11 protein-coding genes are annotated in these 14,475 nt (G+C 61.5%); 5 read left to right on the forward strand and 6 right to left on the reverse strand.

Going from position 1 to position 14,475, the window contains the following annotated elements; all coding sequences use genetic code 11:
* Window positions 1-176: 176 nt before the first annotated feature.
* Genes JO015_20020 through JO015_20035 form a run of 4 tightly spaced genes read right to left on the reverse strand, consistent with a single transcriptional unit; the run spans window position 177 to window position 4,449 of the window.
* Entirely contained in the window at window positions 177-1,370 is a 1,194-nt protein-coding gene (locus JO015_20020; protein ID MBW0001388.1) for an ABC transporter permease, read from the reverse strand.
* On the reverse strand, window positions 1,367-2,329 hold the full coding sequence (locus JO015_20025; protein MBW0001389.1) for an ABC transporter ATP-binding protein: 963 nt from the start codon (window positions 2,327-2,329) through the stop codon (window positions 1,367-1,369). Before JO015_20025 ends, JO015_20020 begins: the two co-directional genes overlap by 4 nt.
* Window positions 2,330-2,355: 26 nt before the next feature.
* Window positions 2,356-3,375, reverse strand: a complete 1,020-nt coding sequence (locus tag JO015_20030) for a hypothetical protein (protein MBW0001390.1) — start codon at window positions 3,373-3,375, stop codon at window positions 2,356-2,358.
* A gap of 54 nt (window positions 3,376-3,429) precedes the next feature.
* Window positions 3,430-4,449: a hypothetical protein gene (locus tag JO015_20035; GenBank protein MBW0001391.1), complete on the reverse strand. Its 1,020-nt coding sequence runs from the start codon at window positions 4,447-4,449 to the stop codon at window positions 3,430-3,432.
* 218 nt (window positions 4,450-4,667) lie between these two features.
* Between JO015_20035 and JO015_20040 the strand changes: the two genes are divergently transcribed.
* From JO015_20040 to JO015_20060, 5 genes are all read left to right on the forward strand, one after another.
* Entirely contained in the window at window positions 4,668-6,521 is a 1,854-nt protein-coding gene (locus JO015_20040) for a GreA/GreB family elongation factor (GenBank protein MBW0001392.1), read from the forward strand.
* Window positions 6,522-6,615: 94 nt separating this feature from the next.
* Window positions 6,616-7,899, forward strand: a complete 1,284-nt coding sequence (gene eno / locus JO015_20045) for a phosphopyruvate hydratase (protein MBW0001393.1) — start codon at window positions 6,616-6,618, stop codon at window positions 7,897-7,899.
* On the forward strand, window positions 7,900-8,241 hold the full coding sequence (locus JO015_20050; GenBank protein MBW0001394.1) for a septum formation initiator family protein: 342 nt from the start codon (window positions 7,900-7,902) through the stop codon (window positions 8,239-8,241).
* A 359-nt stretch (window positions 8,242-8,600) separates the two neighbouring features.
* Complete coding sequence (locus tag JO015_20055) at window positions 8,601-10,157, forward strand: HlyD family secretion protein (GenBank protein ID MBW0001395.1); 1,557 nt, start codon at window positions 8,601-8,603, stop codon at window positions 10,155-10,157.
* Complete coding sequence (locus tag JO015_20060) at window positions 10,150-11,778, forward strand: DHA2 family efflux MFS transporter permease subunit (protein ID MBW0001396.1); 1,629 nt, start codon at window positions 10,150-10,152, stop codon at window positions 11,776-11,778. The genes JO015_20055 and JO015_20060 overlap by 8 nt, the downstream gene beginning before the upstream one ends.
* A 187-nt stretch (window positions 11,779-11,965) precedes the next feature.
* On the opposite strand, the gene JO015_20065 is transcribed toward JO015_20060, so the two are convergent.
* Both JO015_20065 and obgE read right to left on the reverse strand, forming a co-directional pair.
* Entirely contained in the window at window positions 11,966-13,093 is a 1,128-nt protein-coding gene (locus tag JO015_20065) for a glycosyltransferase (protein MBW0001397.1), read from the reverse strand.
* A 136-nt stretch (window positions 13,094-13,229) separates the two neighbouring features.
* Window positions 13,230-14,303 carry a GTPase ObgE gene (gene obgE, locus JO015_20070; protein MBW0001398.1) on the reverse strand — a complete coding sequence of 358 codons (1,074 nt, stop codon included), beginning with the start codon at window positions 14,301-14,303 and terminating at the stop codon, window positions 13,230-13,232.
* Window positions 14,304-14,475 lie beyond the last annotated feature (172 nt).

Raw genomic sequence — 14,475 nt, forward strand, 5'->3', positions numbered from 1 at the left:
TGCCGCTCCGAACTCCGAACTCCGAACTCCGAACTCCGAACTCCGAACTCCGAACTCCGAACTCCGAACTCCGAACTCCGAACTCCGAACTCCGAACCCCGAACCCCGAACCCCGAACCCCGAACCCCGAACCCCGAACTCCGAACCCCGAACTCCGATCTCTACTCGACACCCGCTCAGTCATCGGCTGCGCGGAGCAGGTAAGCCGCCGCTCCGCACGTCAGCGCGGCGCCGACGGCCAGCCAGCCGAGGTCAACCATGATAAACGGAAGGTGCGCACCGTAGAGGTCGACCAGACGAAACGCGCGGCAGAAATGGGTCAGCGGAAACAATTGGGCGAAGGCTCGGATCACGTCCGGCAAGCCCTCGACCGGGATGAAAGCTCCGGACAGCAGCAGCATGGGGAGCATAAAAAAGATCGAGAACTGGATGGCCTGCGTCTGCGTGCGTGCGATGGCGGAAATGAACACGCCCAGTCCCAGGGAACATAGAAGAAACAAAAAGCAGATGAGCGACACCAGGACCGGTTGGTGAAATTTGATTGAAAAATGGTAGTGCCCCAACGCGATGGTGCCACCGATCAAAAACAACGAGATCACCAGGTAGGGCAGCACCTTGCCCAGGACGATCTCGCTGTGGCGCAACGGCGTGACCAGCAACTGGGATAAGGTGCCTACCTCGCGTTCACGGGTGATGGTGCTCGCAATCAGGGTCACGGTCAGCAACTGAAGGATCAACCCGATGATCCCCGGCATGATGAACTCGATAAAGCGCAGGTCCGGGTTGTACGCGATCTGAACATTGAACGACCAGGGGGTCATTGCGGAATTAAATTCTTCGCGCACGCCCGCCGGGAGTTTCTCGCCCATTTCGAAGACCTCGTCCGGCAACGTGTCGATCATCGCGTCCCGCTGTTTGAGCTGAAAGTCAGCCAGCACCTCCTGCAGTACGCCTTCCAGGGCGGGTGCGGTGGTCGTGTCCGATCCGTCCAGCACGACCCGGATTTTCAGGGGGTCGCCGTTCGAAAGGCTTTTGCCCCAGCCCTCCGGGATCACGGTGGCGGCCTTAACGCCGGCGTTAAGCAGGTCGATTTTCCCGTTCGGATCGCCCCGCCACGGTTTCCAGGAGAACGTTCCCTTGTTTTTGAGCGATTCCAAAAACTGCTCGCTCTGAGGGCTGCGGTCCGCGTCGAGATAGGTCGCCGGCACGCCCTTCGGGGCGGTATCTTCCAGGGCATGCCCGAAGACCAGGGTAAAAAACGGGGGGACCACAAGAATGGAAAACAGGACGCGGCGGTCGCGCCACACGTGGATGAACTCCTTGTAAGCGATCGTGAGGACCGAATTGCAGTAGTGCGCGAAGCGGCTCATACCGTCTTCTCGGTGGAAGTAACGTTCGGCGGATAAAGGAAGCCTTCGGAATATGCCCGGAACACGTCTTCCATGTCCGGTTCCGCCCATTCATAGCCGATGAGCTTGAGTTCGGGGAACGGCCAATGCTGGAGCCACGACTGCAGCAGTTTTTCGGGGTTCTCAGCCTGGAGGCGGACGCGACCGCTGCGCAGTTCGACGCCGTGGATGGTCGGGACGGACCGGAGAAGCTTGACGGCCTGCACCGCCGGTTCGACTTCCAGTTCAAGTAATTTGCCTTGCAGCCGGTCTTTCAACTCCTGTGGAGACCCCTTCGCAAGCAGTTGCCCCTGCCGGATGAACCCGACGTCGGTACAGCGTTCCACTTCGTCCATGTAATGCGTGGTGACGAAGATGGTGGCCCCGTTTTGGCTTAACTCGTACACCAGGTCCCAGATAGACTGCCGGTGCACCGGGTCCAAACCGGCGGTCGGCTCGTCCAGAAACAGCAAGGACGGTTCATGGACGAGCGCGCATGCCATCGAAAGCAGCTGTTTGAAGCCACCGGACAGACTTCCCGCCCTGGCGTTGCGTTTTCGCTCCAGGTCAAAGTGGTGCACCAAGCGGTCGATCCGCGTCCGTGCGCGATCTCTGGGCACCTGGTAAGCGCCCGCAAAAAATCCAAGGTTTTCGAGCACGGTCAAATCCGGGTACAAGCTGAACCGCTGCGGGACGTAGCCGAACCTTTGGCGGATCCGGCGGCGGTCCCGCCAGATGTCGAGGCCGAAGATGCGGCCGGACCCGCGGGTCGGACGGGTGAGCCCGCAAAGCATCCGGATGGTCGTGGTCTTACCCGCCCCATTGGCGCCCAGGAAGCCAAAGATTTCCCCCCGCTCAATGGCCATCGTCACGCCGTCCACCGCCACCATGTCGCCAAAGCGTTTCACGAGGCGATCCAGCGAAATGAGCGGCTTAGACATGGTTCTGATCTCGTGGCCGGACGGGGCTAAAACTTCGCAGACAGATCAATGGCCAGGTACGGCGCCGTACTGGTTGAAAGCACCTTGTAATCCGCGCGGTTGTAATCAAAGCGGCGGTAGGGCACCGCTCCCGCCTCAAGATCAAGGGAGAGGGTCTTGTTCACCTTCCAGGCGAAGCCGGCGCCGATACGGATTTCATCAAACTGAACGATCGCGTTGTCCAGTTTCGTGACCCCGCGGGTACGGCCGAAATCGCCATTCATCCGGTAAGTGTTTTCGGTAAACTCGCCGCCGGCATGCAGGGTCAGGCCGTCCGTGAGTTTGTATTCTGCATCCGGCTTCGGCAGTATCCCGTTGATGGTAATTTTGTCGTTCACGCGCCACAAGAAGCCGGCCGCCGGGAAGACCGGGAAATCGAGCTCGTAGTTTACTTCGGCGCCGGCGATAAAATACAATCGGTCACTGTACACGTACGAGGCGCCGATCTCCACGGGCACATTGAACTGGCGCGCCGAGAAGCGGTTCAGGCCTTGGCCGTAAAAGCCCGGCAATACGTCAACGCGCGCGAAAATCGCGGGGCTGAGCTGGAGGTCAGCGCCCAATCTCAGGTTCAGCGATTCCAGGGCGCTCGGCACGGCCGATACCGGGTCCGGACTGAACCAGTAGCGTTCCCACTCCAGGCCGGCCCGCCAAACGGGAGAATTGGCACCGGTCTGGAAAGTGGAAAGCAGCGACAACGACGAATCCACTTCGTCGTACGACCCGAACTTTTGATTTTTCTGGTGCGCGTGGCCGCTCCCGATGAACGTGACGCCGGCATCGGCGTCAAAGTTGACCTTGGAGATGTTGTTTCCCGAGGAGGGGCTGAGCAACGGCGACGAGGCCAACGCCTGCGCGTGCACGTCCACGCACTGGAGCATGGTAGTAACGACGACAAACAGGACGCAAATGCCCGATGCGGACTGCCCAGGGTTTGGCGGATGCGCCCCCCGGGGACGCCGGCCGAGGCGTTCAGACGCAGCTTTCTGCCATGCGAACAGGTTCATACAGGTTGATTGTCTTTCGGCTTGTTCCAGATGAGCCGCCGGCGCCCACCGTCTTCAATGGCCGCCTCCCGCGTCACTGATGATGGCTTTGTCATCCCTCTGGATGCCGCGCATGAACGCGGCCCCGGAACCGACCCGCTCGATCCCGCGCAACTCACTGAAAGCCGGTGAGGAAATCAGGTCGACCCTCCAGACGAGGGTCGCCGGTTGGCCGCCGATGGTCACCGGCCAAAACCGGTAAAAGCTCAGGAGGACATAAAAGCCGCCGCTGGAGTAGTAGGTGATGTCGGCGGCTTCTGCGCCGTCATTGACCGGCACGCTGTGGAACGCACTCAGGCTGACGGCTCCGTCTCCGTCGACGTCGAAGAGTTGAAAGTTGCCGTTGGCCCCGCCACGGCCGCGCAGGCCGGAGCGTTCGATGATCGGGGCGAACTGTTGCTGCACTTTAGGCGCCTCACTCAACAGACGGCTGGCGTCTTCGCCGGGCCTGATCGTTCCACCCGCCCCTTCGAATGGGGGTTCAGCGCCGATGCCGCCGGAAGCGTACGCCTGAGCCCGCTGCGCCAGAATCCGGCTCCAGAACTGGACGACCGCCGCGGGCAAACCGCCGCCGGATGCTTCAGCGCCGCCAGTAAAGGTTTTGGCTTCAGCCGGGCTCAACTGCACTTTCGCCGGGTCCGCGGGCGCGCTCTCGGTCGCCCTGGCAAACGCGTTGACGGAACCGTTGGACGGCGCTGAGGCCAAGCGTTCGAAAGCCGCCGGGCTCGGCCGGCTCGGGATCGGGCCCTGCAGAAACACCTTCAATTCGGCATGCCGGGTCGGGTCAAACTGTTGATGCAACCCGATTGCGCGCGGGACCGGCAAGCGCACTGCGTAAGCGCTTTCCACCGCCAAGCCCCGGTTGAAGTTCATCGCCGGACCGCGAGCGGCGAGGACTTCGCCGGAACCGAGGCGGTTAAGGTCCGCATCACGGAACACCGAGGCGCCGCGCAGGTCCGAAACGGGGTCGGCGTGACTCCATGCAACCGATGACAGGAAAAGGCAGCAGGCGAGCAGTCCAAGTGGGGTTTTCATGAGAAAAGTCAGCCAAAGTAATCTGGTCCGGAGCGCGTGAGGAGGGCGGCCGGGTCAAGCGCGACCGCCTCCCTACACACACCCCTCGGACGCGCACCCTAGCCTTCGCGTTTTTCACGGTCAACGGGTAAAAACCCGTCACACGGCGGCCACGGCGTGCGATCCTGTGAACTTTTTGGTGGCGCGGCTAGACGTCTCACCTATGTTCGACATTCCCTATGGAAGCTGAGTTGCAAGCGTTAGTAGATGCAGGGAAAATCAACGCGGGAGCAGCAGCGTCATTGGAGCGGTTGCGTCCCGGGACTTACTGCTTCCACAAAAGCTGGGGCTTCGGCCAGATCAACGCATGGAATCTTCTGGTCAACCAGGTGATCGTCGATTTCCAAGCCAAAAAGGGGCACCCCATGCAGCTGCAGTACGCGGCCGAGACGCTCCAACCGCTGCCCGAATCGCACATTTACGTGCAGAAAACGCTGCGGGCGGCGGAAATGAAAGCGCTCGCCCGGGAGGATCCGGTGAGGCTGCTTGAGATCGTGGTCGCAAGCTTCGACGGTAAAGTCATCCAGGACCAACTCCAGAAAGCGCTCGCCCCGGAAATCGTGCCGGAAGGCGATTTCAAGCGATGGTGGGACACCGCCAAGAAGGTGATCCGCAAGAGCGGGCAGTTTACCGTGCCGGCAAAGAAGAGCGAGCCGATCGCGGTGCGAGACCAGACCGTCTCTTTTCAGAGTGAACTGATCCAGTCGTTTCAAAATGCGCGCCAGTTGAAGGGCCAGAATGCCCAGCTTGAGCAGATCGTGAAAAATCTGGATGCGTTCACGCCGGAACAACTTCAGACGGTCGTAGCCCAGGTCGAAGAGATCGCCGGACGCAACGTGCGTCTGACCCCGGCGGCGGCTGCCGAATTGCTGCTGGTGCGTGACGAGATCATCCGCAAGCGACCCGAACTTGCTGCCGGCGGACTCTCAATCGTGCAGGTTTTGCGGGAACAGACCAGCAAACCGGCCGATCTGGTAAACCAGGTCAGCGTTGCGAGGCAGCGCGCCTTGCTTAACGAGGTGCCGCGCGCTTTTGCTGAGGATTGGTCCGAACGCCTGCTGCGCATGACCTCGGAGGTAGGTTACCGGGTGGTGGGCGAAATTGCCAGATTGTTTCAAGAAGCCGGGCAAACCGACGCGTTTCGCCACTACCTGCTCCGGACCCTCCGGGAACACTCGATCTCCTCGGAAGTACTCTACTGGCTGTGCCGGGAACGGTCCTCGTCGGCTTACGCCGAACTGATCGAACCCGAGCTTCTGGCGGCCGTTCTCAGCGCGATCGAGCGCGACCAGTTCAATGGGGCCCGCCGCGGCTCACGGCTGCACGATTTGTTGCTCGACGATCGCGAACTGATCGCCGACCTCCTCGTAAACGCTCCGCTCAGCCAGGCGCGTGACCTGATGCGGCGCATGATGATGACGCCGGCGTTTGAAGAACTCAACAAACGCTCGTTACTCGCCCGGATGATTCGCGTGCACCCCGAGCTGCAATCGATGCTCACCGGAGAAACGGAAGAACAGGAACAGCCGCTCGTGGTCTCCTGGCCCAGCCTTCAAAAGCGCAAAGATGAGTACGACGAACTCATCGCGAAAAAAATCCCGGAGAACACCAAGGAGATCTCGATCGCGCGTTCTTACGGCGATCTGCGCGAAAACTTTGAGTACAAAGCCGCCAAGGAGATGCAAACTGTGCTGATGCGCCGGAAAGCTGAGCTCGAACAGATGTTGGCTCGGGCCCGCGGCACCAGTTTTGAAAACGCCGACACTTCCCAGGTTTCAATCGGCACCTCAGTGACCTTACGCGATCCGGCCACGTCCGAGACGCTGACCTACCACGTGCTCGGCGCATGGGACAGCGACCCGGAAAAGCGCGTGATTTCGTATCAGACCGCCATCGGCCAGGCATTGCTGGCCAAAAAGCCCGGCGAGACGGTCGAACTGCCGACGGAAAGCGGCACCCGGCGCGTTCAAGTGGTCACGATTAAGGCCCTTCAGGTGGTCCCGGGGGAGGAGTCTCTCCTGGCAAGGCCGTAGAAGATGTAAAGATGTAAAAGCCCCGAAGCCGCTCATGCTCCTTTCACTTCCAAGGCTGTAACTTCAAACGCTGAAATCCAACCAGACACCCACCATGTCCTTAACGATTATCTCTGACCTTCGAGCCCGGCAGGTGCTCGATTCCCGTGGCAATCCGACCGTTGAAGTTGACGTCGAACTCACTGGGGGCGCGGTCGGACGCGCCATTGTCCCCAGTGGAGCGAGTACCGGCGCGCACGAGGCGTGGGAACTGCGTGACGGTGAGAAGGGCCGGTACGGTGGCAAAGGCGTGCTCAACGCCGTCGAAAACGTTGAAAACAAGATTTCTGACGCGGTGGTGGGCATGGATGCGCTTGATCAGATCGGCATCGATGCGGCGATGAACGCGCTCGACGGTACCCCCAACAAGAAGGAACTGGGCGCCAACGCCATCCTCGGGGTCTCGCTGGCCGTGGCGCACGCGGCGGCCGCCCAGCTTGACTTGCCGCTGTTCCGTTACCTGGGTGGACCTAACGCCAAAGTGCTGCCCGTCCCGATGATGAACATCATCAACGGCGGTGCGCATTCCGATGCGCCCATCGACTTTCAGGAGTTCATGATCATGCCGAAGGGCGCACCGACGTTTGCCGAAGCGCTCAGGTACGGCACCGAAGTGTTCCACAGCCTGAAGGCGGTGCTCAAGGAGCGCGGCTTATCGACGGCGGTCGGCGACGAGGGAGGCTTCGCGCCCACCCTGAACGGGGTGGAAGACGCGCTGGACACAATCGCCAAAGCGGTGGAGCGAGCCGGCTACAAACTCGGCGATGACATTGCCCTTGCGTTGGACGCGGCCTCCAGCGAGTTCTACGACGCCGGAAGCAGGACTTACGTGTTCAAAAAATCCGACAAGTCACGCCGGAGCGCGGACGACCTGGTAGGCTTTTACCAGCAACTCTGCGCGAAGTACCCGATCGTTTCGATCGAGGACGGATGCGCGGAAGACGATTGGGACGGATGGAAAAAGCTTACCCAGGCATTGGGCGCCAGGGTGCAGTTGGTAGGCGACGACCTGTTCGTGACCAACGTCGAGTTTCTTCGCCGCGGCATCAAGGAAGGGGTCGGCAATTCCATCCTGGTCAAGGTCAACCAGATCGGCTCCCTGACTGAGACGCTGGACGCGATTGAACTGGCCAGGGAAAACCGCTACACCGCCGTGATCAGCCATCGCTCCGGTGAAACCGAGGACACAACCATCGCCGACATCGCCGTGGCGACCAATGCCGGACAGATCAAGACCGGTTCACTCTCCCGCACCGACCGCATCGCCAAGTACAATCAACTCTTGAGAATTGAAGAAGAACTTGGTGACAACGCGCAGTACGGCGGTAAAATGCGCTGAGTGAGTGACCCCTACGAACACTACTCTGCTCCCAAGGAGGACCGGTTTCGTGGGTTTTTGGGCCAGATCCTGCATATCCTTATTTTCCTGGCGATCGCCATCCTGCTGACCTGCTGGTTTCTTCCTTTGCTGCGGGAAAGGCAAAAACAACAACGTGCGCTCCAGACCTTGAAAGAACAGGTCGAACAGGAGCGCACGGTGCTGAATAAGCGCACGAGAATGCTCAACCTTCTGCAAAGCGACCAAAGCTACCTTGAGCTGCTCGCACGCGATAAGCTTGACATGATGAAACCGGGGGAAACCATCTTTCGGATGGATAAAGCCCCTGAAAACAAGCGGTAGCGGGTAGAGTTCGGGGTTCGGAGTTCGGGGTTCGGTCACACGGCGGGGTTGGCGGGCACGACGTAAGAGTTCACACGGCGACCACGGCGAACCACGGCGGGCAGAGGAAGAAGGGGGAAGAGTTTGGGGTTCGGAGTGCGGAGTTCGGAGCGGCAGCGTACAGGGCGTGGTGAAGGTCCCTTTCTAATCCGGGTAATCCGTGGATGGTTTTTTCCTTCTGTGGATCTGCCGTGCGCCCGGTTTGGTGTAATCTTGCAGTGTAGCCGAGCAACGTCCTAAAGTGACGGGATTAGTTACGTTTGCGTCCACCCCTCGGCAGCAAGCTGATGGACAGCTTGTCCTCATGATGGGAGACAATCATGCCAACCGGCGAAAGCAGACCCTCAAAAACCGTTGAAACGACAGACTCGCCGGCTCCGGCGCCCGAGAAGCCGGAAGCGGCAACCGGAACGGCCTCGCCGGCTCCGGCCCGTAACAAGAACGTCGAACCCCGGCGCGGTCGCGGGCGCCGCAAATGGCTGATCCTGACGATCGGCGCGCTGGTTCTGGCGGCCATCATGTTCTGGGGCGTTCCCTTCGTGAGGCGCGCCCTCAGCATGGTGTCGACCAACGACGCCTACGTGAACAGCCACGTCACCTTTGTGGCGCCGCGGGTTGCCGGGCAAGTCGCCCGGGTCCTGGTTGATGACAACAAACGGGTCCGGAACGGAGACCTGCTGGTTGAACTCGATAAGGAGCCCTACCGGGTCCAGGTCGAGCTTAAACAAGCAGGCCTCCGGACCGCGCAAGCAGACTTGTCGGCGGCGCATGCTTCCGTGCAAGGCACCATCGCGCAGACTCGGGCCGCGCGTTGGAAACTTCAGCGCGCCATCGAGGATGTAAACAATCAGGTCGCGCAATTGCGGTCCAAGGTTGCGGCGTTGAACCGAGCGAAAGCCACGCTGACCCTGGCACAGGCCGAGTACGACCGGAGTAACCGGCTGTTCCAGAGCAAAGTGACCAGCCAGGAGGAATTGGATCAGCGCCGTGAGGCCCTGGCTGTCGCCCAGGCGGAGGTCAACCAGGCGCTGGAGGACATTTCCCAGATTCGCGTTGCCCTGGGTCTGGCCGCACAGCCGCCACCCGGACAAGACCTGGCCCAGGTGCCGTCCGATCTCGACCAGACGTTCTCGGCGGTTCGCCAAGCCCAGGCGGAGGTCATCCAGAGCGCGGCTCAACTCGGGGTTGCGCCGTCTTCGTACAACCTGACGCCGAAGGAGATGCTCGAGGAGTTCTACCGGCGCGACGCCCAAGGCAACATTGACCGGATCTACAATCAACTCGCCCAGGATGCGCCCGCCATCAAACAAGCCGAAGCGAAGCTTTTATCGGCTCAACGTGACCTGGACCAGGCGGAACTGAACCTTCGGTATTGCGACATTGTCTCCGAGATCGACGGCGTGGTCACGCGGCGGAACGTCAACCCCGGTAACAACGTGCAGGTCGGGCAGAGCCTCATGGCCCTCCGCTCGCTCCGGGAGATCTGGGTCGACGCCAACTTCAAGGAGACGCAACTCGCCAACCTGCGCATCGGGCAACGCGTGGACCTGCGCGTGGATATGTACGGCAAACGGCAGATGTTCAAGGGCCGGATCTCGGGCTTCACGATGGGCACCGGCTCGACCCTTGCATTGCTGCCGGCGGAGAATGCGACCGGCAATTTCGTGAAGGTGGTGCAGCGCTTGCCGGTGCGCATTGATGTTATGGACTATGATGCGGATAACCGGCCGTTATTCGTCGGCTTGTCGGTTGTCGTCTCCGTCCACGTCAAAGAACCGCCGACGGGTCCCGACGCGGGCAGGATTATCCAGCCGTATGCCGCACCGGGACCGGCCGATGCAGCTGCCCCGGTCCCGCAGGCAGACCACCATGAGTAAGACTGCGTCTGCAGCCGTCCCCGCCTCAAACGCGCTTCCGGCAACCCGGCGCGCGATCAGTCCGTGGCTGGTGGCTGCCGCCGTGGTGGTCCCGACCTTTATGGAGGTCCTGGACACGACCATCGCCAACGTCGCATTACGCTACATCGCCGGGGGCCTGTCGGCGGCGGTTACGGACAGCGAGTGGGTCGTGACCAGCTACCTGGCCGCCAATGCCGTCATCCTCCCCGTCTCCGGCTGGCTTTCAGCCAATCTCGGCCGCCGGAATTATTTCCTGCTCTCGATCGCGGTTTTCACCCTCAGTTCGGGCCTGTGCGGCATGGCCGCGAGCCTGAATCAGCTAATCCTGTTCCGGGTGATGCAAGGCTTGGCCGGCGGCGGCCTCCAACCCTCCAGTCAGGCGGTTCTGCTGGACACTTTTCCGCCCAAACAGCAAGGGACCGCGATGACGATTTTCGGCGTTGCCGCCCTGCTCGCGCCCATTGTCGGGCCGACCCTCGGCGGCTGGCTCACCGATAACTATTCCTGGCGCTGGATCTTCTACATCAACCTGCCCGCGGGTACGATCGCTTTCCTGGCGTCCTACTTCCTGCTGTCGGACCCGGACTACCTCCAGCAGGCGCGGGCGGAACTGAGAAAACGGCCGCTGCAGTTCGACGCCGCCGGTCTGGGCCTCCTCGTGGTCATGATGGTCTGCTGGGAAGTGATCCTCAGCAAAGGTCAGGAATGGGATTGGCTGGGCGACCCGTCAGGCCGGGTGCAGGTTTTGATGATTTTGTTTGTGTTGTCGCTGGCCGGCTTGATCTTCCGGGAATTGCGGATTGCCGATCCGGTGGTCAATTTCAAGCCGCTCGCGGATCGCAACTTCATGATGGCCTGCATCATTATTTTCTGCGCGTTCGGCGTTCTCTACGGGGCGAGCACGCTGCTGCCGGGCCTGCTCCAGTCGCTGTTCGGGTACGACGCGTTTCATGCCGGGCTGGTCATGTCGCCCTCGGGCGTTTTCGCGATCATGACGATGATCATCGTCGGTACCTTGCTCGGGCGCGGAATCGATGCCCGCTGGCTCATCGGGATCGGGTTGTGCGTCGTGTCGGCTGCCAATTTCTGGATGTCGCGTATGAATCTGGACATCAGCCCGGGGCAGGTGGTCTGGCCCCGGGTCATGTTGATTGTGGGCCTGTCGATGACGTTCGCCCCGATCAGCGTCGCTGCGTACATGTACATTCCGAGGGAGTTGCGCGGGGCAGCCGTCGGGCTTTACAGCCTGCTGCGCAACGAGGGCGGCAGCGTGGGTACTTCGATGGGCCAAACGCTCACGGAACGGCGCGAGCAGTTCCATACGTTACGTCTGGGGGAATACCTCGATCCCCTTAACCCGGCTGCCAATTCCTTCCTTGACCAGAGCCAGGCGACGTTCATGCAGCAGACGGGCGATCCGGCCCTGTCGCACCAGATGGCGCTGCGGAACCTCTCGGACCTGCGCGATCAACAGGCCCTGGCGCTGTCCTATTTCGATTGCTTCTGGCTCTTCGGGGTGCTGGCAGCGGCCCTCGTATTCCTCGTGCCGCTGATGAGGCGCTCCATCCCGGGAAAAGGTGCCCACGCCGCCGCGGAATGAATGAAATGCCACAAAGGGAAAGGAGTGTCGGGTGTCGAGTAAAGTTCGGAGTTCGGAGTTCGGAGTTCGGAGCGGCAGAGAATGCTACAAATGCCACAAGCGGAAAAATGCCACAAATGAAGAAGCGCCGGCCGGCATGGCTCTCCGCTGTGGTCGCCGTGGCTCGCCGTGTTCGCCGTGTGAACTCTTACGTTGTGCCCGCTCTCTTCCACCGTGCCCGCCGTGTGACGGCTTCGAAATAGGCCGCTTCCAAACGCTCGATCTGACGCGGCTGGGCGAATTCCTCTGCGACCCGGAGGTTAGCGCTCTTGCCCAGCCGCGACCATAGACCGGCGTTCCCGCACAGCCGGCAGATGGCTTCGGCCAGGGCGGCCGGTTGTTTTTCCGGCACCAGCAGGCCCTGCTTTTCATCGTTGACGGCTTCAGGGATGCCGCCATGCCGGGTGGCGATCACCGGGAGTCCGGACGCCATGGCTTCGAGCATCGAGTTAGGCACACCTTCCTGGTTTGCATCGGGCGCGAGCTCGCTCGGGTGCAGGAAGACGTGCGCCTGTTCGTACAGCTCCCGCAGACGCGCCTGGTCCAGGAAACCGGTGAAACGGACCCGTTGGCTTAAACCGAGTTCGCCGGTCAGGCGTTCGAGCTCCGGCTGCATCGGGCCGGCGCCGGCGATGGTAAAGCGCGCGTTCGGCAAGTGCTTCGAAACGATCTGAAAAGCGCGCAACGCCGTCGGGAGGCCTTTTTTCGGGATTAACCGGCATGCCTGGACCAGGTGCCAGGCGCCGTCGATGGGTATGGTTCGCTCGACCATGGGAAAACGATCGAGCGGGATCCCGGTCCGGTTAAGACGGATCTTATCTTCGGCGCACCCCAGTTCGACCAGGCGTTTGCCGATCGATTCACTCCGGACCAGGACCAGCGGCACGATGTTCAGCGCTCCCCTTAACTTTTGAAGGTAACCCTTCTCTTCGGGCCGGGCCTGGACATCCATGCCGTGGAACGACAGGACTGTGGGCCGATCCCAGGCACGAATCAGCGGGAGTAAATGCACCCCGGTGTTGCCGAAATAAACGTGCATCAGGTCCGGGTCCCGCCGGATGAGGATACGCCGCGTGGCTTCAAATTCGCCGCGGTACACCATCGGGGGCAGCCGGCGGATGTATTTCCCAAAGGCGCGCCGCAACGGATTCAGGCGGGGCGCCCCGATCTCCACGACGTCCCCGAACGGGTACTCGTCCGCATGCTGCCGGTGCTTGGTGATGACGAACGTATCGACCGACTGCAACCCGCAGATCTGGCGGTACACGTGGCGCATCTCGGGTTTGAGAAAAAAGGTGCAGTAACTCGCCACCAGCAGGCGCTCGCGCCGGCCCCGGGCGGCCGCCCCGGATTCCTCCCCGTGCACCTGGGAAAGCACGCCGAGGGGAACGCCCGCGAGATGACGATCGTCGTCAGACTTGGGCAAGGAACTTCTCCAGGGCGGCAAGGAATTCCGGAATCCCCTCGCCGGTCGCTGCTGAGATCGGCACGATGACCTTGTCTGGAAAACGGTGGCGCAGGGCCTCGAGGTTAGCCTGTGCCTCAGGCAGATCCATTTTGTTGGCGACAATCACCCACGGTCGTTGCGACAAGCGCGGGTCATACAAATCCAACTCCCGCCGCAGGGTACCGAGGTCTTCGATCGGATTTCTGCCCTCGCTTCCAGCCGCATCCAACACAAACACCAACAGCCGGCAGCGCACGATGTGGCGCAAAAAATCGTGTCCCAGGCCGACGTTGCGGTGCGCGCCTTCGATCAGCCCGGGGATGTCGGCCACGGTTGCGCGTGCGTAGTTGGGAAACTCCAGCACACCGACAAAAGGGTGCAGCGTCGTGAACGGGTATGGGGCCACCTTCGGATGGGCGGCGGAAATCCTTCCCAGCAGCGTGCTCTTGCCGGCGTTCGGATACCCGACCAAGCCGGCGTCGGCGATGGTTTGCAGCTCGAGCAGGAAATGCCCTTCCTCGCCCGACCCGCCCTCTGTGTACTGGCGCGGGACCCGGTTGCGCGAGCTTTTGAAATGGACGTTGCCCTTGCCGCCCGCTCCGCCCTTGCACAGGACGAACGTCTGACCCGGCTGGTTCAGGTCAACCAGCAATTCGCAATCCTTCGGCTCAATGCGAACCTTGGGGGGGCTGGCCTCCCGTTCATCCCCTTCGACCTCCAATTCCCGGGGCGGTCCCGGCATCGCGATACGGTAAACCAAAGTACCGATGGGCACCTTGTACGTCGAAGCGGAGCCGGCCCGCCCGTACATGTTCTTACCCATGCCGTGTTCGCCGGACTTGGCCCGGAGAATCGGCTGGTAATAGTAGTCCACCAGGTTGTCTTTATGCACGTCGGCCTCGAGGATAATGTCACCGCCGCGACCGCCGTCCCCGCCATCCGGGCCGCCGCGAGGGACGAATTTTTCCCGGCGGAAACTTACGCAGCCGTTTCCGCCGTCCCCCGCTTTGGCGTAAATGCGGATCTGATCAACAAACATGGGTAGTCGTCCCTGAATAAGCCGGGGCGCATGCCGTCCCCGGCCAGGCAGGTTAGCCGCTCGCGTGCCGGCGGTGCCGCTCAATGAGCTCCGCGTACATCTTCTGCGTCTCCCGCGCAATGGCCTGCCAGCTGAAGCGCTCCACCGCCCGGCGCCGCCCCGCCTGCCCAAA

It is taken from the genome of Verrucomicrobiota bacterium (assembly GCA_019247695.1).
Classification (GTDB): Bacteria; Verrucomicrobiota; Verrucomicrobiia; order Chthoniobacterales; family JAFAMB01; genus JAFBAP01.

Bases quoted from the DNA above. Each gene is read 5' to 3' on its own strand.
- JO015_20020 (MBW0001388.1), bottom strand. From the start codon at position 1,370: ATGAGCCGCTTCGCGCACTACTGCAATTCGGTCCTCACGATCGCTTAC.
- JO015_20025 (MBW0001389.1), bottom strand. From the start codon at position 2,329: ATGTCTAAGCCGCTCATTTCGCTGGATCGCCTCGTGAAACGCTTTGGC.
- JO015_20030 (MBW0001390.1), bottom strand. From the start codon at position 3,375: ATGAACCTGTTCGCATGGCAGAAAGCTGCGTCTGAACGCCTCGGCCGG.
- JO015_20035 (MBW0001391.1), bottom strand. From the start codon at position 4,449: ATGAAAACCCCACTTGGACTGCTCGCCTGCTGCCTTTTCCTGTCATCG.
- JO015_20040 (MBW0001392.1), top strand. From the start codon at position 4,668: ATGGAAGCTGAGTTGCAAGCGTTAGTAGATGCAGGGAAAATCAACGCG.
- eno (MBW0001393.1), top strand. From the start codon at position 6,616: ATGTCCTTAACGATTATCTCTGACCTTCGAGCCCGGCAGGTGCTCGAT.
- JO015_20055 (MBW0001395.1), top strand. From the start codon at position 8,601: ATGCCAACCGGCGAAAGCAGACCCTCAAAAACCGTTGAAACGACAGAC.
- JO015_20060 (MBW0001396.1), top strand. From the start codon at position 10,150: ATGAGTAAGACTGCGTCTGCAGCCGTCCCCGCCTCAAACGCGCTTCCG.
- JO015_20065 (MBW0001397.1), bottom strand. From the start codon at position 13,093: ATGCGCCACGTGTACCGCCAGATCTGCGGGTTGCAGTCGGTCGATACG.
- obgE (MBW0001398.1), bottom strand. From the start codon at position 14,303: ATGTTTGTTGATCAGATCCGCATTTACGCCAAAGCGGGGGACGGCGGA.